Here is a 21,027-nt window from a genome sequence, read left to right on the forward strand (position 1 = left end):
TGCCGGGTTAGCCGCCCCCGGCCATGGATGGCCGATGGCGGCGGGCCCACGGAGCAGGACCGGAGCGAGGGCATGCCGAGCCATAGCGAGGCACCGAACGTCAGGGGCAAAAGCCCTTGGTTACTTGGGGCTTTTCCAAGTGACCCGCTGTAAAAGCGGAACCAATAGCCGCCACGACCGAGAAAACGGATATACCCCCCTCCCCAAAGCGATACAAAAAAACAATACGACACGTTATTTTCTGTTTGATATTAATTTCTGTATCGCTTATAAAGTTCTCCATGCCCTCGATCAGATTCAAGGCGGGAGACCCCACATGTACGCACAGCTAGTAGAAACAGGCGTAAAGCGCATCAAAGACCTCTCGGAAATGTCCGACCAGGAACGCGCCTTCCAGGAAAAAATCGATTCAGAAATCAAGATCGAAGCGAAAAACTGGATGCCCGACGCCTACCGCCAAACCCTCATCCGGCAGATTTCCCAACACGCCCACTCCGAAATCGTCGGCATGCTGCCCGAAGGCAACTGGGTCACCCGCGCCCCCTCGCTCAAACGCAAACTGCAACTGATGGCCAAAATCCAGGACGAAGCCGGCCACGGTCTCTACCTCTACAGCGCCATGGAAACCCTCGGCGCCGACCGCGACGAAGAAATCGCCAAGCTCCATAGCGGCAAGGCCAAATACTCAAGCATCTTCAATTACCCGACCCTGAACTGGGCCGACATGGGCGCCGTGGGCTGGCTGGTCGATGGCGCCGCCATCGTCAACCAGGTGGTGTTGCAACGCACTTCTTACGGCCCCTACTCCCGAGCCATGGTGCGCATCTGCAAGGAAGAAAGCTTTCACCAGCGCCAGGGCTACGAAATCCTCCTGACCATGATGCGCCACGGCAATCAGGCGCAAAAAGACATGGTCCAGGACGCCATCAACCGCCTGTGGTGGCCGTCGCTGATGATGTTCGGCCCAAGCGACGAACACTCCCCCAACAGCGCCCAATCCATGGCCTGGAAAATCAAACGCCAGAGCAACGACGAACTGCGCCAGCGCTTCATCGACCAGACCATCCCGCAGCTGGAGCTGCTGGGCTGCACCTGCCCCGATCCGGACCTGAAGTGGAACGCCGAACGCGGCCACTACGACTTCGGCGAAATCCAGTGGAGCGAGTTCTATGAAGTGCTCAAGGGCAATGGCCCGTGCAACCAGGAGCGCGTTGCCACCCGCCGCAAAGCCATTGAAGACGGCGCTTGGGTGCGCGAAGCCGCAGTTGCCCACGCCCGTAAAAAACACAACAAGAACGCCGCCTGATTCGGCCACCTGATCTGGAGACACCGCCATGTCCGAATGGACCCTTTTTGAAGTCTTCGTGCGTAGCAAGCACGGCCTCAACCACAAGCACGTCGGCAGCGTGCATGCCGCCGACACCACCATGGCCATCGAGAACGCGCGCGAGTTGTACACCCGCCGCAGCGAAGGCGTGAGCCTGTGGGTCGTACCTTCGGCGCTGATCACCGCGTCGTCGCCGGATGAAAAAGACCCGCTGTTCGATCCGGCGGACGACAAGGTTTATCGCCACGCCAGCTTCTACGAGTTGCCGGCCGAAGTCGGGCACATGTGAGGTCGACCATGAACAACCAGACTGATCTGATCGAATACCTGCTGCGCCTCGGCGACAGCGCCCTGATCCAGGGCCAGCGCCTGTGCCAATGGTGCGGCAAGGCCCCGGCGCTGGAAGAAGAACTGGCGTTGATGAACGTCGGCCTCGACCTCGTCGGCCAGGCGCGCAACTGGCTGGAATACGCCGCCGAACTGCTGAACGACGGTCGTGACGCCGATCACCTGGCGTTCCGCCGTGATGAGCGCGCCTATCGCAATCTGCTGCTGGTGGAACAACCCAACGGCGATTACGCGGTCACCATCCTCAAGCAATTTCTCTATGACGCCTGGCACTTGCAGGTGCTCAGCGGCCTGAGCCAGTCCAGCGACGAACGCATCGCCGGGATCGCCGCCAAAGCGGTGAAGGAAGTCACCTATCACCTGCGCCGCTCCGGCGAGTGGGTCGAGCGTCTGGGTGACGGCACGGAGGAAAGCCACCAGCGCATGCTCGCGGCGATCCCCGAGGTCTGGCGTTTTACCGTCGAATTGACCAGTGCCGATGACAGCGAACAACGCCTGTGCGAGGCCGGCGTCACCCCGGACGCCGCGCAAGTCGCCGCCGCGTGGCAAGCCAAGGTCAACGAAATCTTCGCCAGCGCCACCCTGCCCGTGCCCGCCGCGCCGAGCTATTTCTACCTCAATGCACGCAAAGGCCTGCACACCGAACACCTGGGCATTCTGTTGGCCGAGATGCAATTCCTGCCCCGAGCGTACCCCGATGCGACCTGGTGAGCTGATCGCCAGCGACCTCGGCGCCCGGCCGGCTCAACCGACCGACCTGGCCGCTGCGTGGGCGACCCTGGCACAGGTCATGGACCCGGAAGTGCCGGTGGTCAGCGTGGTTGATCTGGGCATCGTGCGCGATCTCGACTGGCAGGCCGGGCACTTGCACGTGGTGGTGACGCCGACCTACTCCGGCTGCCCCGCCACGGAAGTGATCGAGAGCGATATCCGCGCTGCGCTGGAATCGGCCGGTTTCAACGCGCCGCAGCTGGAGCGCAAGTTGACCCCGGCCTGGACCACCGACTGGATCACCGAGAGTGGCCGCGAACGCCTGCGTGCCTACGGCATCGCGCCGCCCGAGGGCAGTACCAGCAAGCGCAGCCTGCTCGGCGAAAGCCCACGGGTTGTGTGCCCGCAATGCGGCAGTGCGCACACCGAAGTGCTCAGCGAGTTCGGTTCAACCGCCTGCAAGGCGTTGTACCGCTGCATCGAGTGCCGCGAACCGTTCGACTATTTCAAGTGCATCTGAGCGGCAATCGGCCGTCCCAGCTGGAGAACAATAATGAGTAAATTTCACAGCCTGACCATCAAGGATGTGCGCGCCGAGACCCGTGATGCGGTGTCCATCGCCTTCGAAATTCCGCAGCACCTGCAAGACAGTTTTCACTTCACCCAGGGCCAGCACCTGGTGATGCGCACCCAGATGGACGGCGAAGAAGTCCGTCGCTCTTACTCGATCTGCACGGGTGTAAACGACGGTGAACTGCGCGTTGCCATCAAACGTGTGGCCGGCGGGCGTTTCTCGGCGTTCGCCAATGAGCAGCTAAAGGCTGGGCACAGCCTGGACGTCATGCCACCGGCCGGGCACTTTCACGTGGAGTTGGACCCGGCTCGTCATGGCAACTACCTGGCGGTTGCGGCCGGCAGCGGCATCACGCCGATCCTGTCGATCATCAAGACCACCCTGCAAACCGAGCCGCACAGCCGCGTCACCCTGCTGTACGGCAACCGTTCGAGCTCCGGCGCGCTGTTTCGCGAACAGCTCGAAGACCTGAAAAACCGCTATTTGCAGCGCTTGAACCTGATCTTTGTGTTCAGTCGCGAACAGCAGGATGTCGACCTGTACAACGGCCGCATCAACGCCGAGAAATGCGAGCAACTGTTCTCCCGCTGGCTCGACGTCAAGGCCCTCGACGCCGCGTTCATCTGCGGCCCGCAAGAGATGACCGAAACCGTGCGCGACAGCCTCAAGGCCAAAGGCATGCCGGCCGAGCGCATCCACTTCGAACTGTTTGCCGCTGCCGGCAGCACGCAAAAACGCCAGGCCCGCGAGGCAGCCCGGCAAGTGGACGCCGCCGTCAGCCAGATCACCGTCATCAGCGACGGCCGCGCCCTGGCCTTCGACCTGCCGCGCAACAGCATAAGCATCCTCGACGCCGGCAACGCCCAGGGCGCCGAACTGCCTTACTCGTGCAAGGCCGGCGTGTGCTCGACCTGCAAATGCAAAGTCATCGAAGGCGAAGTCGACATGGACAGCAACCACGCCCTGGAAGACTACGAAGTGGCCGCCGGCTATGTGCTGTCGTGCCAGGCGTTTCCGGTGAGCGACAAGGTTGTGCTGGATTTCGATCAGCTCTGAAACATCTTTTTCACTGCTGCCACACCAAACCTGTGGGAGCGAGCCTGCTCGCGATGAGGGCGTCAGATTCAACATTGAGTCGCCTGACAGACAGTCATCGCGAGCAGGCTCACTCCCACAAAGGCCTGCGCAGCATTCCTCTATTTAGTCTGACTCCGGAGTTCGACATGTCTACCCCTACCCTGCAAAGTTTCATCGCCGGTCGCTGGATCGGCCAACACGGCGCCCAAGTCCTGCGCAGCGCCATCGACGGCCATGAAATCGCGCGCACCCACGAGGAGCGCCCGGACTTCGCCGAAGCCGTCGAACATGGCCGTCGCCAAGGCATCAGCGGCCTCATGGCGCTGGACTTCCAGCAACGGGCCCAGCGCCTCAAGGCCCTGGCCTTGTACCTGAGCGAGCGCAAGGAGCAGCTCTACGCCATTTCGCACCACAGCGGCGCGACCCGCGCTGACAGCTGGATCGACATCGAAGGCGGCAACAGCACGCTGTTCACCTACGCCAGCCTCGGCTCGCGGGAATTGCCGTCGGGCAACATCGTCCACGAAGGCCCGGCGATGCAGCTGAGCAAACTGGGCACCTTCGCCGGCACGCATATCCTGGTGCCGCGTGGCGGCCTGGCGGTGCACATCAACGCCTTCAACTTCCCGATCTGGGGCATGCTGGAAAAATTCGCACCGAGCTTTCTCGCCGGCATGCCGTGCATCGTCAAACCGGCCAGCGCCACCAGCTACCTGACCGAAGCCGTGGTACGGCTGATGGATGAATCCGGCTTGCTACCAGCCGGCAGCCTGCAATTGATCATCGGCGGCACCGGCGACCTGCTCGACCGTTTGCAAGGCCAGGACGTGGTGACCTTTACCGGCTCGGCCGACACCGCCGCCAAGCTGCGGGTCAACCCGAACCTGATCCGCAACTCGGTGCCATTCAACGCCGAAGCCGACTCGCTGAACTGCGCGATCCTCGCCCCGGACGTGACCCCGGACGATGAAGAATTCGAGCTGTTCATCAAGGAAGTCGCTCGGGAAATGACCACCAAGGCCGGGCAGAAATGCACCGCCATTCGCCGCGCCATTGTTCCGGCCAAACACATCGACGCCGTCGCGACCCGTTTGCGTGACCGACTGAAGAAAGTCGTGGTCGGCGACCCGTCGGTCGAAGGTGTGCGCATGGGGGCGCTGGCCTCCCACGATCAACAAAAAGACGTCGCTGAGCGTCTGGAAAGCCTGCTGCAGAGCAGCGACCTGCTGTTCGGTGCCCGCGACGGTTTCGAACCGCGCGGCGAGAACGTCAGCCAGGGTGCGTTCTTTGCACCGACCTTGCTGCAAGCCCGTGACCCGCACGCCGAAGGTGGCGCTCACGATATCGAGGCGTTCGGCCCGGTCAGCACACTGATGGCCTACGACGATCTGGATGAAGCGCTGGCCTTGGCCGCTCGCGGCAAAGGCAGCCTGGTGGCGAGCCTGATCACCAAGGATGCGCAAATTGCCGCCAAGGCAATCCCGGTTGCCGCCGCCTGGCACGGTCGTTTGCTGGTGCTGGACCGTGAGTCCGCTGGCGAATCCACCGGCCACGGTTCGCCCCTGCCGCAACTCAAACACGGCGGCCCGGGACGTGCCGGCGGCGGTGAAGAACTCGGCGGACTGCGCGCAGTGAAACACTACCTGCAACGTGCCGCGGTGCAAGGCTCGCCGAGCATGCTGGCAGCCGTCACCGGGGAATACGTGCGCGGCGCCAAGGTCATCGAAACCGACGTGCATCCGTTCCGCCGTTTCTTCCAGGATCTGCAGATTGGCGAATCGTTGCTGACTCATCGTCGCACCGTGACCGAGGCCGACCTGGTGAACTTTGGATGCCTGTCTGGCGATCACTTCTACATGCACTTCGACGACATCGCCGCCAAGGAATCGCAATTCGGCAAACGCATCGCCCACGGTTACTTCGTGTTGTCGGCGGCGGCCGGTCTGTTTGTCTCGCCCGCGCCGGGGCCGGTGTTGGCCAACTATGGCCTGGACACGCTGCGCTTCATTACCCCGGTCGGGATCGGCGACACGATCCAGGCGCGCCTGACGTGCAAACGCAAGATCGATCAAGGGAAGAAGAGCCCGCAGGGAATACCACAAGGCGTGGTGGCGTGGGATGTGGAAGTGACCAACCAATTGGGCGAGTTGGTGGCCAGTTACGACATTCTGACGTTGGTCGTTAAGCGCGAGGATTGACCCTCACTGATCGTTCCCACGCTCTGCGTGGGAATGCAGCCCGTGACGCTCCGCGTCACAGTGGACGCAGAGCGTCCATGGAGGCGTTCCCACGCAGAGCGTGGGAACGATCATCAGTGCTTGCGCAGCCACTCGATAAACAGCGCAAACAATTCCGACTGCGAACCGATTTCCAGCTTCAAATAAAGATTCTTGCGGTGCATGCGCACCGTCTCCGGTGAGATGCTCATCTGGCTGGCCGTGGACTTCACCGAGTGCCCACGCAGCACCATATGCGCCACTTCCCGCTCGCGCTCGGTCAGCAAGTCGCAGCCAAAGTGTTCGAATGCAGACTGCACGCGATGCTTGAGATCGTCGCGCCCACCTTCACTGACGGCACTGTGCTGCAAGCCCCGACGCCCAAACTCGCTGATGAATTCGCGCACCAGCGGCTCGACCGCCCGTAACAGATTCAACTGTTCAGCCCGCAGACTTTCCCCGCCAAATCCTTGAAACAGGCTCACCGACACCTTGGTGTCATGGCCGGTATCGACAATATAAAAACTGTCTTCAGAACTCCCCGCCTTCAAGTAGTAAGTCTTGTAATACTCACTGTCGAAGAAGTTGTCCGGGGCGATTTCCTCCAGGTGATAAAACCCTTCCGCCAGCCCCTGCTCGACGGCCAGGCAAAACGGGTCGAGCAAGTAGCCGCCGGAAAAGTAGCGGTCGATGATCGACTCCCGGTATTTTTCCGGTATGCCGCGCTGATAAAGCAACTGTGGCGGCCGGTCCCTGTGTTCCAGGCTGATCATCACCGACTCGATGGACACCAGGTGCCCGAAGGCCGACGCCAGGTGGCGCAGCGCATCGGGCTCATCGATGTGGGCGAACGCCTGGCGCATGTCGCCATGCCACTTATGCAAGGCACCGAAGGGCAAGGCGATCAACGTGTCGTCGTTTGGTTTGCTCATGCCCCGCAGTCTAGCGGGTGAACCGGCCCGTGGTAACCGCAGCGTTGGCGCACTCATTGGCCGAAATACTGGCCGTTCTGCTCAAGCTCGGCCGCCACTTCAAGAATGCACACCCGCAGGATCTCGACGATTTCATCGACTTGCGTGCATGACAGGATCAGCGGCGGCGACATCACATTGAGGTGCATGATCGGCCGCACCAGCAGCCCGCGAGCCTGCGCCCGAGAATGAATCATCTCGCCGATGTTGATCTCGTCGGCAAACAACGCCTTGGTGCGTTTATCGGCGACAAATTCGACGCAGGCCATGAGCTTCTGGCAGCGCACATCACCCACCAACGGCAAGTCGCGTAGCGTCGCCAGGCGCTGTTCCAGGTACGCGCCGACCACGTCGACGTGTGCCAACAGGTTTTCACGTTCGATGATCTCGATGTTCTTCAGCGCCGCCGTGCAGCACACCGGATGACCGCTGTAGGTGAAACCGTGGGTAAAGCAGCGGCCCGTGCCGGGCTCGGCGATCACCTTCCAGATCCGCTCGGAAAAGATGCAGGCGCCCAACGGCAGATAGGCCGACGTCAGGCCTTTGGCCGTGGTGATGATGTCCGGCTGCACATCGAACACCTCCAGGGAAGAGAAGAACTTGCCCAGGCGCCCGAACGAGGTGACCACCTCATCGGCGACGAACAGAATGTCGTAGCGCTGGCAGACTTCCCACATGCGTTTCAGATAGCCCTTGGGCGGGATGATCACGCCACCGGAGCCCATGATCGGCTCGGCAAAAAAGCCCGCGACCTTGTCCGCGCCGATGGACAGGATCTTGTCTTCGAACTCCTTGATCAGAAACTCGAGAAACTGCGCCTCATCCATGCCGTCCGGTGCCCGGTAAGGATTGGGGTTGGAAACGTGGTGAATCTTGTCGTTGGCGTAATCGAATTCCGGCACCCGGTCGGCGGCCTTGTTGCCGATCGACATCGTCAGCGTGGTGGAGCCGTGATACGCGTTGAAACGGGCAATCACGTGCTTCTTTTCGGGTTTGCCCCGGCAGTTCTGATAGTACTGAATCAGCCGGTACGCAGTGTCCACGGCGGTGGAGCCACCGGTGGTCAGGAACACATGATCGAGATCGCCCGGGGCCAGGCTGGCGAGTTTTTCGCACAACTGGATAGCGACGTTGTTGGACATGTCGGAAAACGGATTGGAGTACGCCAGTTGACGCACCTGGTCGGCAATGGCCAACGCCATTTCCTCGCGACCCAGACCGATATTCGTGCACCACATGCCACCAACGGCGTCGAGAAAACGGTTGCCCTGCGCATCGAAAATATAGGCGCCGTCACCGGCCACTATGTTCAGCGAACCTTGCTCGGCGTGTTCGTCGAACATGTGATAGCCGTGCATATAGTGGGCTTTATCGGCTTTGACCAACTGCGCGTTATCGACGCTCGACAGCACTTTCTGAGTAGGAGTAGCCATACACAAACCTCAAACCAAAGGGGTAAACGATCAAATTCCGCTCTTCACCGTGCTCCAGACCCGGGTCATGGCGCGCATCTCTTTCGCGTCCTGAGTCTTTTGCGGAAACAGCCGCTGGCGGGTTTCTTCATCGGGGTAGATCGCCGGGTTGTTGCGCACATCGGTCTGCACTAACGGCGTAGCGGCCGCGTTGCTGTTGGCGTAGTGAATGAAGTCCGTCACGTCCGCCATGACTTGTGGCTGCATCAAGTAATCGAGGAACTTGTGTGCGTTGCTCACGTGCGGCGCATCGGCGGGGATGTACATGTTGTCGAACCAGATCAGCGAACCTTCCTTGGGAATGAAATAGGCCAGCTTGATCTTCAACTTGGCTTCTTCGGCGCGGGCCATGGCCGTCGCGTAATCGCCGGACCAGGTCATCGCCATGCACACATCGCCGTTGGGCAGGCTGGTCAAGTAGTTGACCGAATCGAACTTGCGAATGAAGGGCCGCACTGACAGCAGCAAGTCCTGGGCGGCCTTGAGGTCATCCGGGGCGGCACTTCTCGGGTCGCGTCCCAGGTATTTCAGGGCCAGAGGAATGACTTCGGTGGGCGCATCGACCAGGGTCACGCCGCAATCGGCAAAACGCGAGACGATTTTCGGATCGAAGATCATCGCCAAAGAGCCAATCGGCGCGTCCGGCATGCGTTCCTTGATCTTGTCGACGTTGTAGGTGATGCCGTTGCTGCCCCAGGTATAAGGCGCGGAATACAGCGTGCCGGCATCAAAACCCTGCAAGTCCTGCAAGACTTTCGGGTCGAGGTTTGTCCAGCCGGGCAGCAACTTTTTATCGAGTGGCTGGAACACTTTGGCTTTGATCAGCGGTGGCGCCAGGGAGGCATTCAACACCACCAGGTCATAGCCGGAATGACCGGTGAGCAACTTCGCCTGTACCGTTTCATAGGCATCGAACGTGTCGTAAATCACCTTGATGCCCGTGGCTTTCTGAAAGTCGGCAATGGTTTTTTCGCCGATGTAGTCAGCCCAGTTGTAAAGCCGCAGCGTATTGCCGTCGTCCACTTCGGCGGCGTGGACGCCCACCGACAGCGGCACAAGTAACGCACCAAACATCACCAAGAAGGCCTTGCGCATAGCAAATTCACCTTATCAAGCGAGTTCCGTTCTGGATGAGCGGATGAATCAACTATCGAGCGGTTCGGCAAACGGCACCATACCCCGAATGGGTGTGTGCAGCGGTTCGCGCCGCCGGTGATGGCCAGACATGGCAAAAAGCAGCAGTTTCGTTGACTCGTTTTGTCATAGATCCGGCACGGGTCGCGCGCTTAGAGTGCCCTTCGCACCGTTTATCCAGGGCAAGCACATGAACGACCTGATCAAACAAGAACGACACGAAGGCGTACTGACGCTCACCTTTGACCGCCCCGACAAACTCAATGCACTGACCAACAGCATGTATACGCAGCTGGCCGACCTGTTGCTGGCCGCTGACGAAGACGACCAGACCGGTGTGATCATCCTCACTGGTGGCGCTTCGTGCTTTACCAGCGGCAACGATCTGGCAGATTTTCTCCAGCATCCACCGACTGATCTGGACAGCCCGGCGTTTCGCCTGATGCGCGTGGTCATCCACCTGCAAAAACCGTTGATCGCCGCCGTTTGCGGAGCGGCCATCGGGATTGGCACCACGTTGCTGCTGCATTGCGATCAAGTGCTGGTCACGCGAAACGCCAAGCTGCGCATGCCATTCGTCAACCTGGGTCTGTGCCCGGAGTTCGGCGCCAGCCTGCTGCTGCCACGCCTGCTCGGCCACGCCCGGGCGGCGCGCTTGCTGTTGTGGGGCGACAGCCTCGACGGTGCCGGCGCCGTTGCCTGTGGCTTGGCCAATGAACTGTTCGACGATGGGCAACAGTGCCTGGAGGCCGCGGAACACATGGCCCGGCGCCTGCTGGCGCTGCCCCGGGAATCCCTGCGCCAGACCCGGCAATTGCTCAAACAGACGTCGATGCCGGAACTGCAAGCGACCATTCGCCAAGAAAACCTGCTGTTCATCAAGCGGCTCAAGAGCCCTGAAGCGCAGGCAGCATTGAACGCCATACTTAATCGAAGTACAGATAAGAAATCACTCACAGGACAGCCGTCATGAACACCCCGGAAGTATTTGTTGTCAGCGCCGCACGCACCGCCATCGGCTCCTTTGGTGGCGCACTCAAGGATGTGCCCCTGGCCGATCTGGCGACCACGGCCGTCAAGGCCGCCTTGCAACGCTCCGGCGTCGACCCGGCGCAGGTTGGCCATCTGGTGATGGGCAACGTGATCCCGACCGAAACCCGCGATGCCTACATCTCCCGAGTGGCGGCGATGAACGCCGGCCTGCCCAAGGAGACCCCCGCTTACAACGTCAACCGCCTCTGCGGTTCCGGCCTGCAAGCGATCATCAGCGCAGCCCAGACCTTGTTGCTGGGCGATGCCGAAATCGCCATCGGCGCCGGTGCCGAATCCATGAGTCGCGGCCCGTACCTGATGCCGTCGGCCCGTTGGGGCGCGCGCATGGGCAACGTCCAGGCCATCGATTACATGCTGGGCATCCTGCATGACCCGTTCCAGGCCATCCACATGGGCATCACCGCCGAGAACGTCGCCGAGCGCAACGGCATCACCCGCGAGATGCAGGACGCCCTGGCCCTGGAAGATCAAAAACGTGCCGCGTTCGCGATTGCCAATGGCTATTTCAGCGAGCAAATCGCGGCGGTCGAAATCCGCGGTCGCAAGGAAACCACCCTGTTCAACGTCGACGAGCATCCGCGTGCCACCTCCCTGGAACAGCTGGCGCAAATGAAGCCGGCGTTCAAGAAAGACGGTTCGGTCACGGCGGGTAACGCCTCAGGCCTGAACGACGGCGCCGCTGCGCTGGTCATGGCCACCGGCACGGCGGTTCAGGTCAATAACCTGCGTCCACTGGCTCGTTTGGTCAGCTATGCCCACGCCGGTGTCGAGCCGGAATTGATGGGCCTCGGCCCGATTCCCGCCACGCGCCTGGCGCTCAAACGCGCTGGCCTGACGGTGGCTGATCTGGACGTGATCGAAGCCAACATCGCCTTCGCCGCCCAGGCCTGTGCGGTCAGCCAGGAACTGGATCTGGACCCGGCCAAGGTCAACCCGAACGGTTCGGGCATTGCCCTGGGCCACCCGGTCGGCGCGACAGGCGCTATCATCGCCACCAAAGCCATCCACGAACTGCATCGCATCAACGGCCGTTATGCGCTGGTGACCATGTGCATCGGCGGTGGCCAGGGGATCGCGGCGATTTTCGAACGGGTTTAAGCGTCATCGCGATGTCCGGCGCAACGCCGGGCATCGCCCTCGCTTGATGATTTTCTAGGTTTGCCGCAGGCGTGCTGTTCCCGCCAACAACAGAGCAGACGCGCCGCAGAGCATCAAGGTTTCGCCTAACGCCTGCCCCCAGGCGACAAACATCAGCCCACCCCCGATCAACAGGTAATACAGCAAACCCAACAACGCACCGGCCGTTCCCAATCGGTCACCATAGTTGGCCAGTGCCGAGCCCAGAATGTTCGGGATCGCCATGCCGAACGCCAACACCACCAGCATCATCGGCAACACGAACAAAGCGCTTTCTTCCAGTAGCCACACACCACTGGCGCCCGACAACATCACCGCTCCTGCCAGCTGAACAAGCTGTGAGCCGCTCAAGCCGCGACGCAGCAATCGCTTGTTGAGCCAGGCGCCGAGTCCTGAACCCAGGGCCAGGATCACGCCGCTGTAGCCGAACCCTTGCGCACTCAAGTCCAGTCGCTGGAACATGAACGGGCCGAGACTGTAGTAGCTGAACAGCGCGATATTGAACACCGCCACCAGCAGCGTCGAGCGCCAGATATCGAGGTCTTGCAGCATGCGCCACAGCGTCTCGTACAGGGGCGGTGTCTTCACCTTTTGTGGGCGGGTTTCCGGCAAGGTCCGCAGGCACCACAGCCACAGCGCCGAGGACATCAGCAACAGGCATCCCAACACGCCTCGATAGCCGAACGCGTGCACCAGGCTCGCCCCGGCGAACAAGCCGATTGCCGGGCTGGCCGCCAGCGCGATGCCCATTATTGAAAACACTTGCGCCAGTTCTGCGCCCTCGAAGCGGTCGCGCAACAGGGTTTGCGTCACCACCGAACCTACCGCTGCACCAAACGCAGCCAATGCCTGGGCCATCAGCAAGGCATCGAAACTGCAAGCAGTTAACGCCAGCACTGAGGCCCCTGCGTACAGCGCAAGACCTGCGAGCATCGAGGGTCGACGCCCGATCCGGTCACACAACCGGCCCCAAACCACCACGCCGAACGCAAAGGCCAGGAAATACACCGACAGGGTTTGCGCAGCTTGTGGCGCACCCACGGCAAAGACTTCGCCGATATCCGCCAGTGCCGGGCTGTAAAGGGTTTGGGCGATCTGCGGGAACATCAGCAAGGCGATTGCCAATATCAACAGGCTTTTGGAATTCATCACGACTTCACTCATCAAGAAAAACTGTCGAGCAGCTTAAGGAGTCGTGACTGACGTACTATCCAAGTCCTGCCAATTAATCGCGGAAATCGGACAATCCATGGCCTGGCTCGATGCCCACGCGCAATTCAATCCCGACCACTCTCCGGCACCGGTTATCGGCATTGCGGCCACCCTGGGCGATCACGATTCCGGACGGCATCGGCATGCACGCGGACAGTTGCTGTTCACCCGCCAAGGCTGCACACGCATCACCCTTGCGCAGCAGCTTTGCCTGTTGCCGCCCTCCCGCGCCGCTTGGATTCCCCCGGGAATCGAACACCGCGCCGTGATGCAGCAAAGCGTCGACTACCGCTCCATTTACCTGACACCGTTGTTGTGCGCCGGGTTGCCGCAGCAAATCTGCGTGATTGAAGTCAGCCCGTTGCTGCGGGCGGTGTTGGAGCCGATAGCACTCGCCGATTTCGACACGGATTGGCAGCAGGGAAAATGGGTCCATCTGTTAGGGCTTTGCCTGAGCGAGATTCGCGAGGCGCCCCAGCAACCGATGCTCTTGCCCCTGCCTTGGGACAAGCGCTTGGCGCCGCTGCTGGCCAGCCCCGGGCAACTGCCGCCAGAACTTCAGCTGCTGGAAAAGCAAATCGGTGCCAGCGGACGCACCATCGGGCGAATCTTCCAGCGCGAAACCGGCATGAGTTATCAGCAATGGCGCCAACAGTGGCGGCTGTTGCGGGCCATGGAATTGCTCGCCACCGGACGCAGCATCAGCTACTGCGCATTCGAAGCAGGATTTGCCAGTGACAGCGCGTTTATCGCGTTCTTCAAGGACCTCACCGGCCTCACGCCTGGCCACTGGCTCAAATAAGCACCTGACGACCGGCAGCAAAAACCAATTGCCACAAAATATTACCTGCGTCATATTACATACGTAATAAACACCCGATCTCCACAGGTAATCCCCCATGACCAGCATGCCCAGCCTCGAATCCGACCTTGCTGTCCCGGTGAGCCCAGCCAAGCCTCCCCTGCTCAAGCGCCTGATCCTGTTGACTGCCGCCCTCGCTGCTTTGGTGTTTGCCGGGCTGTATGCGACTCACTGGTGGACTGCCGGGCGTTTTATCGAGGAGACCGACGATGCCTATATCGGTGGCGACGTGACGGTGATCGGGACGAAAGTCGCCGGGTATATCGAGGAAGTGCTGGTCACTGACAACCAGAAGGTCAAGGCCGGCGATGTGCTGATCCGCCTCGATTCGCGCGACTACCGCGCCAATCTGGCCAAGGCCGAAGGCGCGGTGGCTGCCGAAGAAGCGCTGCTGGCCAACCTCGACGCCACTGAACAACTGCAACAGGCCGTGATCGGTCAGGCTCGCGCCGGTATAGATGCCGCCGGAGCCGAAACCGCCCGTTCCCGGGATGACGATGCGCGCTACAAAAAACTGGTCGGCAGCAATGCGGTTTCGGTGGAAAGCGCTCAACGCGCCAGCGCCACCTTCAAAACCGCGCAGGCGCTCAGTGCCCGGGCTCAGGCGGAGCTGTTGGCCGCGCAGCGTCAGCTCAATGTGATTGAAACCCAGAAACAGCAAGCGCGCGCCGCGCTGGTGCAGGCCCGGGCCGAACGTGATCTGGCGCAGTTGAACGTCGGATACACCGAACTCAAGGCCCCAGTGGACGGCGTGATCGGCAATCGCCGGGCGCGGGTCGGCGCGTATGCGCAGGCCGGTTCACAGTTGCTGTCGGTGGTGCCGTCCAGCGGCCTGTGGGTCGATGCCAACTTCAAGGAAGATCAACTGGCGCGCATGACCCCGGGCCAACGGGTAATCATTCATGCCGACGTGCTTTCAGGGCAGCAATTCCACGGTCATCTGGACAGCCTCGCGCCGGCCAGTGGCTCTCAATTCAGCGTGCTACCGCCTGAAAATGCCACGGGCAACTTCACTAAAATCGTGCAGCGAGTGCCGGTCAGAATCATCCTCGATCCAGCGGATGGCGTGCTGGGCCACCTGCGTCCGGGGCTGTCGGTGACCGCCGAGGTGGACACCCGCGAAGAGCCGAAAACTTCTGCCGTGGCCAGCGCACCATGAGCCGCGCCCTCGCCGCCCCCGCGCAACCGTTCAATGCCGCCAGCATGGCGACAGCGACCAAGGTCTTTGCCTTCGCCACGATGTGCATCGGCATGTTCATTGCGCTGCTGGACATCCAGATCGTCTCCGCCTCGTTGCGCGACATCGGCGGTGGTCTCTCGGCCGGCACCGACGAAACGGCGTGGGTGCAGACCAGCTACCTGATCGCTGAAATCATCGTGATTCCATTGTCGGGCTGGCTGTCGCGAGTGTTCTCCACACGCTGGCTGTTCTGCGCTTCGGCAGTGGGTTTCACCTTGGCCAGCCTGCTTTGCGGCGCGGCCTGGAACATCCAGAGCATGATCGCCTTCCGCGCCCTGCAAGGCTTTCTCGGTGGCTCGATGATCCCGCTGGTGTTCACCACCGCGTTCTTTTTCTTCACCGGCAAACAACGGGTGATTGCCGCCGCGACCATCGGCGCGGTGGCCTCATTGGCTCCGACCCTGGGGCCGGTGATCGGTGGCTGGATCACCGACATTTCGTCCTGGCACTGGCTGTTCTACATCAATTTGGTGCCGGGAATTTTTGTCGCGGTGGCGGTGCCGATGCTGGTGAAAATCGACCAGCCGGAACTCTCGCTGCTCAAGGGCGCTGACTACCTGAGCATGCTGTTCATGGCGCTGTTTCTCGGTTGCCTGGAATACACCCTCGAAGAAGGCCCGCGCTGGAACTGGTTCAGCGACAGCACGATTCTGACCACTGCATGGATCAGCGGCATCGCGGGACTGGCGTTCATTGGCCGGACCTTGCAGGTGGCCAATCCAATCGTCGATTTGCGCGCCCTGAAGGACCGCAACTTCGCGCTCGGCTGTTTCTTCTCGTTCGTCACCGGGATTGGCCTGTTCGCCACCATTTACCTCACCCCATTGTTTCTCGGCCGGGTGCGTGGCTACAGCGCGCTGGACATTGGCCTGGCGGTTTTCTCCACCGGGGTGTTCCAGATCATGGCGATTCCGTTGTACGCCTTTCTGGCCAACCGCATCGATCTGCGCTGGATCATGATGACCGGCCTTGGCCTGTTCGCGTTGTCGATGTGGGATTTCAGCCCGATCACCCATGACTGGGGGGCCAGAGAATTGATGCTGCCGCAAGCCTTTCGCGGGATTGCCCAGCAACTGGCGGTGCCACCCGCTGTGACGCTGACCCTGGGTGGGCTGGCGCCGTCGCGGCTCAAACATGCTTCGGGGTTGTTCAACCTAATGCGCAACCTGGGGGGAGCGATTGGCATTGCAGCCTGCGCGACCATCCTCAACGACCGCACCAACCTGCACTTCACTCGGTTGGCGGAGCACCTGAACAGCACCAACGAAGCGCTGAATCAGTGGCTGTCCCAGGTCGGCAACAACTTCGCCAACCTGGGCCAGAGCGGTGATACCGCCGTCACCGCCAGCCTGCATCAGCTATGGTTGCTGACCTACCGCGAAGCACAGACGCAAACCTATGGCGATGCGTTTTTGATGATCATGGTCTGCTTCATCATCGCCACGGCGATGGTGCCCTTGATGCGCAAGGTGCAACCACCGGCCGCGCCGTCAGCAGACGCTCATTGATCAGGCTTGAGGCATTTTGCGGAAACCAACGGCCAGACGGTTCCAGGCGTTGATGGTGGTGATGGCCACGGTCAGGTCGACCATTTCCTTTGGGCTGAACTCCGATACGGCCAGTTCATAGTCCTCATCCGGCGCATGGGTCTGGCTCAGCAGGGTCAGGGACTCAGTCCAGGCCAGGGCCGCACGTTCACGCGGGGTGAAAAAAGGCGTTTCACGCCAGGCCGACAGTGTGTACAGACGGCGTTCTTCTTCACCGCCCTTGCGGGCATCGGCGCTGTGCATATCGAGGCAGAACGCGCAGCCGTTGATTTGCGAGGTACGCAGCTTGACCAGTTCGATCAGGGTCTTTTCCAGCGGCAGTTTCGATACCGCGGTTTCCAGTGCGATCATTGCTTTGAGCGCGTCTGGGGAAGCGGTGTAGAAATCGATACGAGGTTTCATGGTGGACTCCAATGACAAGTGGGGGTGGAGCTACGTTAATCCCGCAGGCGCCACTCACAAATAGCCAATATTCCAGAAGACGAGGAGGCCATTGTCGGAGCGAACCGCGCGAGGGCCATTCACCACCGAACCCTAGGCCCTATTGCGTAACCACTGCAAAAACCCCTTCTTCTGCACCACCGCAGGCGTTTCCTGCGTCAAGCTTTGCGCCTTGTTCAAACGGAATTCCAGCAACGCCTTCATTGCTTCGTTGATGTCATGCCGCGCGTCCAGGCACGGCTTGAGGTAATCCTTCTCGATCCGGTACAGGCTGCAAGCTGTCTTGGCGCTGAAATCTGCTGGCATCGCCGTGTCCGACAAAATCCCGCCCTCGCCGATCACCTCGCCCGGCCCCATCCGCCCGGATTCGAACTTGACCCCGTTACGGCTCAGCTGCACCGAGACCACGCCGGATTCGATGATGAACAGGTGATCGCTGACCTCCCCCGCCGGCAGGATCATTTCACCGGCGCGGAAGGTTTGCCGTGTCATGTTCTGACTGAACGTTTCTTTCTCTTCCAGGCGCAGGGTCGAGAAAATGCTCGAGCTGTCCAGCAACGCACGTGGCCGCGAAAGGTCGGAAGGCACGTTGGTTTCGACGGTCGACAACAGGCTGACACCGGACGCCTGCAAGTGTCGGTAGGCCAGATCGAACAACAGATTGCGGACCATGCGTTTCTGATCCATGGAGACCACGAAGCCGCTGATTTCATATTCCACGCCGCTGGCACTCGAGCTTTTCAATGCGACACAGGGTGCCGGTTTGTTCAGCAGATAACGGCACCCTTGCATCGCACGCTCCAGCGCGTCGATCACCGTATGCGGGCGCGCATGCGGGCTCAGTTGCAGGCTGATCGAGACGCCGAAGATATCGCTGGGCCGGCTGAAATTGATGATCTTGGCCTTGGCCGCCAACGAGTTGGGAATCACCGCCATGCTGCCCTGTGAGGTTTGCAGGCGCGTGGCGCGCCAGTCGATATCGATGACCCGGCCCTCGGTGCCGTCGATGGAGATCCAGTCATCGAGTTGATAGGGTTTGGTGGTGTTGAGGACGATCCCGGAGAACACGTCGCTGAGGGTGCTTTGCAACGCCAGGCCGACGACGATCGCCAAGGCGCCGGAGGTGGCGAGCACGCCCTTGACCGGCAGTTCGAGCACGTAGGCCAGGGCGGCAATGACGGCAATCAGGAAGATCACCGCACCGAGCAAGTCTTGCAGCAAGCGTCCGGTGTGCCCGACCCGTTGCATCATCAAGGCGCCGATCAGCACCGTCAGCGTGCGCGCGCCGAACAGCCACCAACCGATCTGCAAACCGGTGGCTGCCAGGTGCAGCGGCACGTTGTCGGCCCACGGTGCCGGCTCCAGCGGGTTCAAGCCTTCGTTGAACAGCAGGAGACTGAACAACGAGAAAATCACCAGCCGTACGACCAGCTTCCAATTACTGCCACTGGCTGTGATCAAGCGCCACAACCCCAGATCGATCACGATCAGGACCAGGGCGCAAATCAACGGGTGGTCGGTAAGCAATGACAGCATCGAACAACTCCAGCCATGTACGGATGGGCACAGTGTAGGAGCAATTGCGGATCTGATAACACCACAAAAAACTGTGGGAGCGAGCCTGCTCGCGATGGCGGCAGGACAGCCACCGATTAAGTGACTGTCAGACCGCTATCGCGAGCAGGCTCGCTCCCACAGGGGATACCTGTCGTCGGCAGTTATTGGCTATTGGTCAGGGTCTTGTAGCGGGTCATCAGATTGCGGTACTCCTGGACCAAATCAACCGCTCATCCGACCGAACCGCCCCGACTGAAAGTCGGCAAACGCCTGGTGGATTTCCTGCTCGCTGTTCATCACAAACGGGCCGTGACCAACGATGGGTTCGTCAATCGGCTCGCCGCTGAGCAGCAACACCACAGCATCGTCGTTGGCTTCCAGACTCAGCTGATGGCCGTCACGTTCGAACAACGCCAGTTGCCCTTCGCGCGCCAGCTCCTGGCCGTTGACCTGAACCGTGCCACGCAACACTACAAGTGCCGTGTTACGACCTTCATGCAGATCGAGGGTCAACAACTTGCCGCCGTTGAGGCGCAGGTCCCAGAGATCGACCGGGGTAAAGGTGCGCGCCGGGCCGGTATGACCGTCGAACTCGCCAGCGATCAAGCGCAGGCTGCCGGCGTTGTCCTTGAGAGGAAGGCTCGGAATGTCGCCATCGAGAATCGTCTGGTAACCGGCATCGGCCATCTTGTCCTTGGCCGGCAAGTTGACCCACAGCTGGACCATTTCCAGCGTTCCGCCGCGCCTGGCGAATTCTTGGGAGTGGAATTCCTCGTGAATAATCCCCGACGCGGCGGTCATCCATTGCACATCGCCCGGACCAATCTTGCCGCCGCTGCCGGTTGAATCGCGGTGTTCCAGCTCGCCTTTGTAGACGATGGTCACGGTTTCAAAACCTCGGTGCGGGTGCTGGCCGACGCCACGGCGCTCGGTGGTCGGGGTGAATTCAGCGGGAGCTGCATGATCGAGCAGCAAGAACGGGCTGATGTGTTGGCCCAGGTTGTCGTAGGAAAACAGCGTGCGAACCGGGAAGCCGTCGCCGACCCAATGGGTCCGTGGGCTGGTGTAGATACCGATGATGTTTTTCATCCTGCCTCCAAATTCGTTGTTTGACGCAATGGACACAGCTTAAAACCGAACCCTTTAACGCACTAGACAGCAAAAATCGGCTTAAGCGTTCTATCTGGAGAACGATGGCGCTAGACCAGACACCTCCTATCACCCGAGACACCCAGCGATTCATGACTTGCGGTCAACAGTGCTTTGCCCATTCAGCGGTTTTTCCCGGGGCGGCAGCCGGGGATACTCCTGCCCATTCCCACTGCAACCCCTGGAGTCATTGATGTCTATTCCCGCATTCGGTCTTGGTACCTTTCGCTTGCAAGGCCAGGTGGTCATCGATTCGGTGAGCACCGGCCTGGCGCTGGGCTACCGGGTCATCGACACCGCGCAAATCTACGAGAACGAAGCTGAAGTCGGCGAGGCCATCACCGCCAGTGGCATCCCTCGGGAAGAGTTGTTTATCACCAGCAAGATCTGGGTCGCCAACTTTGCCAAGGATCGACTGATCGACAGCCTCAAGGAAAGCCTGCGCAAACTGCAAACCGACTACCTGGACCTGACGCTGATCCACTGGCCGTCCCCGGAAGATCAAGTGCCGGTCGAAGAATTCATGGGCGCCTTGCTCGAAGCCAAACGACTGGGTCTGACCCGTCAGATTGGCGTGTCCAACTTCACCGTTGACCTGATGAAACAGGCCATCGCCGCTGTCGGTGCCGACAACATCGCCACCAACCAGATCGAATTGCACCCGTACCTGCAAAACCGCAAGGTCGTCGAATTTGCGCAGAGCCAGGGCATTCAGATCACCTCGTACATGACCCTGGCCTATGGCGAAGTGCTCAAAGACCCGGTCATTCAGCAGATTGCCGAGCGTCTTCAGGCCACCCCGGCCCAAGTCACGCTGGCCTGGGCCATGCAACTGGGTTATGCGGTGATTCCGTCTTCGACCCAGCGCGCCAACCTGCAAAGCAATCTGCAAGCCTGCAGCCTGACGTTGAGCGAGGCCGACATGGCGTTGATCGCAGGTCTTGATCGCGGCCAGCGATTGACCAGCCCCAAAGGCATCGCGCCGCACTGGGATTAAGC

Annotated in this window: 19 protein-coding genes; 12 read left to right on the forward strand and 7 right to left on the reverse strand. The window is 60.7% G+C overall.

Annotated elements, in window-relative coordinates:
- Window positions 1-316 precede the first annotated feature (316 nt).
- From paaA to paaZ, 6 genes are all read left to right on the forward strand, one after another.
- Window positions 317-1,306 carry a 1,2-phenylacetyl-CoA epoxidase subunit PaaA gene (gene paaA / locus QRN31_RS28730; protein WP_266017490.1) on the forward strand — a complete coding sequence of 330 codons (990 nt, stop codon included), beginning with the start codon at window positions 317-319 and terminating at the stop codon, window positions 1,304-1,306.
- 28 nt (window positions 1,307-1,334) lie between these two features.
- Entirely contained in the window at window positions 1,335-1,616 is a 282-nt protein-coding gene (gene paaB, locus QRN31_RS28735; RefSeq protein ID WP_003208899.1) for a 1,2-phenylacetyl-CoA epoxidase subunit PaaB, read from the forward strand.
- 8 nt (window positions 1,617-1,624) lie between these two features.
- Window positions 1,625-2,386 carry a 1,2-phenylacetyl-CoA epoxidase subunit PaaC gene (gene paaC, locus QRN31_RS28740; protein ID WP_285436099.1) on the forward strand — a complete coding sequence of 254 codons (762 nt, stop codon included), beginning with the start codon at window positions 1,625-1,627 and terminating at the stop codon, window positions 2,384-2,386.
- Complete coding sequence (paaD, locus tag QRN31_RS28745) at window positions 2,373-2,906, forward strand: 1,2-phenylacetyl-CoA epoxidase subunit PaaD (protein WP_285436101.1); 534 nt, start codon at window positions 2,373-2,375, stop codon at window positions 2,904-2,906. The genes paaC and paaD overlap by 14 nt, the downstream gene beginning before the upstream one ends.
- 33 nt (window positions 2,907-2,939) lie before the next feature.
- Complete coding sequence (paaE, locus tag QRN31_RS28750; RefSeq protein ID WP_285436103.1) at window positions 2,940-4,016, forward strand: 1,2-phenylacetyl-CoA epoxidase subunit PaaE; 1,077 nt, start codon at window positions 2,940-2,942, stop codon at window positions 4,014-4,016.
- A gap of 167 nt (window positions 4,017-4,183) precedes the next feature.
- Complete coding sequence (gene paaZ, locus QRN31_RS28755; RefSeq protein ID WP_285436105.1) at window positions 4,184-6,235, forward strand: phenylacetic acid degradation bifunctional protein PaaZ; 2,052 nt, start codon at window positions 4,184-4,186, stop codon at window positions 6,233-6,235.
- 113 nt (window positions 6,236-6,348) lie between these two features.
- On the opposite strand, the gene QRN31_RS28760 is transcribed toward paaZ, so the two are convergent.
- Genes QRN31_RS28760 through QRN31_RS28770 form a run of 3 tightly spaced genes read right to left on the reverse strand, consistent with a single transcriptional unit; the run spans window position 6,349 to window position 9,791 of the window.
- Window positions 6,349-7,185: a helix-turn-helix transcriptional regulator gene (locus tag QRN31_RS28760; RefSeq protein WP_285436107.1), complete on the reverse strand. Its 837-nt coding sequence runs from the start codon at window positions 7,183-7,185 to the stop codon at window positions 6,349-6,351.
- A gap of 53 nt (window positions 7,186-7,238) precedes the next feature.
- Window positions 7,239-8,657 (reverse strand): aminotransferase, encoded by a 1,419-nt coding sequence (locus QRN31_RS28765; RefSeq protein WP_285436108.1) that lies wholly within the window; start codon window positions 8,655-8,657, stop codon window positions 7,239-7,241.
- Window positions 8,658-8,687: 30 nt separating this feature from the next.
- Window positions 8,688-9,791 (reverse strand): polyamine ABC transporter substrate-binding protein, encoded by a 1,104-nt coding sequence (locus tag QRN31_RS28770; protein ID WP_285436110.1) that lies wholly within the window; start codon window positions 9,789-9,791, stop codon window positions 8,688-8,690.
- Window positions 9,792-10,020: 229 nt separating this feature from the next.
- Here QRN31_RS28770 and QRN31_RS28775 point away from each other — a divergent pair, with 229 nt between their 5' ends.
- Both QRN31_RS28775 and QRN31_RS28780 read left to right on the forward strand, forming a co-directional pair.
- Window positions 10,021-10,803 (forward strand): enoyl-CoA hydratase, encoded by a 783-nt coding sequence (locus QRN31_RS28775; RefSeq protein ID WP_285436112.1) that lies wholly within the window; start codon window positions 10,021-10,023, stop codon window positions 10,801-10,803.
- A complete protein-coding gene (locus tag QRN31_RS28780) occupies window positions 10,800-11,981 on the forward strand; it encodes an acetyl-CoA C-acyltransferase family protein (RefSeq protein WP_285436114.1) in 1,182 nt (393 codons plus the stop codon). Before QRN31_RS28775 ends, QRN31_RS28780 begins: the two co-directional genes overlap by 4 nt.
- Window positions 11,982-12,035: 54 nt before the next feature.
- Here the strand turns inward: QRN31_RS28780 and QRN31_RS28785 are convergent, their stop codons facing one another.
- Window positions 12,036-13,169: an MFS transporter gene (locus tag QRN31_RS28785; RefSeq protein ID WP_285436187.1), complete on the reverse strand. Its 1,134-nt coding sequence runs from the start codon at window positions 13,167-13,169 to the stop codon at window positions 12,036-12,038.
- Window positions 13,170-13,269: 100 nt separating this feature from the next.
- Between QRN31_RS28785 and QRN31_RS28790 the strand changes: the two genes are divergently transcribed.
- The 3 genes from QRN31_RS28790 (at window position 13,270) to QRN31_RS28800 (ending at window position 16,842) form a co-directional block, all read left to right on the forward strand.
- Entirely contained in the window at window positions 13,270-14,034 is a 765-nt protein-coding gene (locus tag QRN31_RS28790) for an AraC family transcriptional regulator (RefSeq protein WP_285436188.1), read from the forward strand.
- Window positions 14,035-14,131: 97 nt separating this feature from the next.
- Window positions 14,132-15,253: an HlyD family secretion protein gene (locus QRN31_RS28795; RefSeq protein WP_285436116.1), complete on the forward strand. Its 1,122-nt coding sequence runs from the start codon at window positions 14,132-14,134 to the stop codon at window positions 15,251-15,253.
- Window positions 15,250-16,842, forward strand: coding sequence for a DHA2 family efflux MFS transporter permease subunit (locus QRN31_RS28800; protein ID WP_285436117.1), 1,593 nt, complete (start codon window positions 15,250-15,252; stop codon window positions 16,840-16,842). The genes QRN31_RS28795 and QRN31_RS28800 overlap by 4 nt, the downstream gene beginning before the upstream one ends.
- Here the strand turns inward: QRN31_RS28800 and QRN31_RS28805 are convergent, their stop codons facing one another.
- From QRN31_RS28805 to QRN31_RS28815, 3 genes are all read right to left on the reverse strand, one after another.
- Complete coding sequence (locus tag QRN31_RS28805; RefSeq protein WP_090186164.1) at window positions 16,843-17,283, reverse strand: carboxymuconolactone decarboxylase family protein; 441 nt, start codon at window positions 17,281-17,283, stop codon at window positions 16,843-16,845.
- A 132-nt stretch (window positions 17,284-17,415) separates the two neighbouring features.
- Window positions 17,416-18,858: a mechanosensitive ion channel domain-containing protein gene (locus QRN31_RS28810; RefSeq protein WP_285436119.1), complete on the reverse strand. Its 1,443-nt coding sequence runs from the start codon at window positions 18,856-18,858 to the stop codon at window positions 17,416-17,418.
- 243 nt (window positions 18,859-19,101) lie between these two features.
- Entirely contained in the window at window positions 19,102-19,968 is an 867-nt protein-coding gene (locus QRN31_RS28815) for a pirin family protein (RefSeq protein WP_285436120.1), read from the reverse strand.
- A gap of 253 nt (window positions 19,969-20,221) precedes the next feature.
- Between QRN31_RS28815 and dkgB the strand changes: the two genes are divergently transcribed.
- Entirely contained in the window at window positions 20,222-21,025 is an 804-nt protein-coding gene (dkgB, locus tag QRN31_RS28820) for a 2,5-didehydrogluconate reductase DkgB (protein WP_285436122.1), read from the forward strand.
- The last annotated feature ends 2 nt before the right edge of the window (window positions 21,026-21,027 follow it).

It is taken from the genome of Pseudomonas sp. fls2-241-R2A-110 (genome assembly GCF_030209165.1).
In the GTDB taxonomy this organism is placed as follows: domain Bacteria; phylum Pseudomonadota; class Gammaproteobacteria; order Pseudomonadales; family Pseudomonadaceae; genus Aquipseudomonas.

What these genes read in the sequence shown, in the direction of transcription:
- QRN31_RS28810 (WP_285436119.1), bottom strand. Translation starts at nt 18,858, where the DNA reads ATGCTGTCATTGCTTACCGACCACCCGTTGATTTGCGCCCTGGTCCTG.
- paaZ (WP_285436105.1), top strand. Translation starts at nt 4,184, where the DNA reads ATGTCTACCCCTACCCTGCAAAGTTTCATCGCCGGTCGCTGGATCGGC.
- QRN31_RS28785 (WP_285436187.1), bottom strand. Translation starts at nt 13,169, where the DNA reads ATGAATTCCAAAAGCCTGTTGATATTGGCAATCGCCTTGCTGATGTTC.
- QRN31_RS28790 (WP_285436188.1), top strand. Translation starts at nt 13,270, where the DNA reads ATGGCCTGGCTCGATGCCCACGCGCAATTCAATCCCGACCACTCTCCG.
- QRN31_RS28780 (WP_285436114.1), top strand. Translation starts at nt 10,800, where the DNA reads ATGAACACCCCGGAAGTATTTGTTGTCAGCGCCGCACGCACCGCCATC.
- paaA (WP_266017490.1), top strand. Translation starts at nt 317, where the DNA reads ATGTACGCACAGCTAGTAGAAACAGGCGTAAAGCGCATCAAAGACCTC.
- paaE (WP_285436103.1), top strand. Translation starts at nt 2,940, where the DNA reads ATGAGTAAATTTCACAGCCTGACCATCAAGGATGTGCGCGCCGAGACC.
- QRN31_RS28775 (WP_285436112.1), top strand. Translation starts at nt 10,021, where the DNA reads ATGAACGACCTGATCAAACAAGAACGACACGAAGGCGTACTGACGCTC.
- QRN31_RS28815 (WP_285436120.1), bottom strand. Translation starts at nt 19,968, where the DNA reads ATGAAAAACATCATCGGTATCTACACCAGCCCACGGACCCATTGGGTC.
- paaB (WP_003208899.1), top strand. Translation starts at nt 1,335, where the DNA reads ATGTCCGAATGGACCCTTTTTGAAGTCTTCGTGCGTAGCAAGCACGGC.
- QRN31_RS28760 (WP_285436107.1), bottom strand. Translation starts at nt 7,185, where the DNA reads ATGAGCAAACCAAACGACGACACGTTGATCGCCTTGCCCTTCGGTGCC.
- QRN31_RS28805 (WP_090186164.1), bottom strand. Translation starts at nt 17,283, where the DNA reads ATGAAACCTCGTATCGATTTCTACACCGCTTCCCCAGACGCGCTCAAA.
- paaD (WP_285436101.1), top strand. Translation starts at nt 2,373, where the DNA reads ATGCGACCTGGTGAGCTGATCGCCAGCGACCTCGGCGCCCGGCCGGCT.
- QRN31_RS28795 (WP_285436116.1), top strand. Translation starts at nt 14,132, where the DNA reads ATGACCAGCATGCCCAGCCTCGAATCCGACCTTGCTGTCCCGGTGAGC.
- QRN31_RS28765 (WP_285436108.1), bottom strand. Translation starts at nt 8,657, where the DNA reads ATGGCTACTCCTACTCAGAAAGTGCTGTCGAGCGTCGATAACGCGCAG.
- dkgB (WP_285436122.1), top strand. Translation starts at nt 20,222, where the DNA reads ATGTCTATTCCCGCATTCGGTCTTGGTACCTTTCGCTTGCAAGGCCAG.
- QRN31_RS28800 (WP_285436117.1), top strand. Translation starts at nt 15,250, where the DNA reads ATGAGCCGCGCCCTCGCCGCCCCCGCGCAACCGTTCAATGCCGCCAGC.
- QRN31_RS28770 (WP_285436110.1), bottom strand. Translation starts at nt 9,791, where the DNA reads ATGCGCAAGGCCTTCTTGGTGATGTTTGGTGCGTTACTTGTGCCGCTG.
- paaC (WP_285436099.1), top strand. Translation starts at nt 1,625, where the DNA reads ATGAACAACCAGACTGATCTGATCGAATACCTGCTGCGCCTCGGCGAC.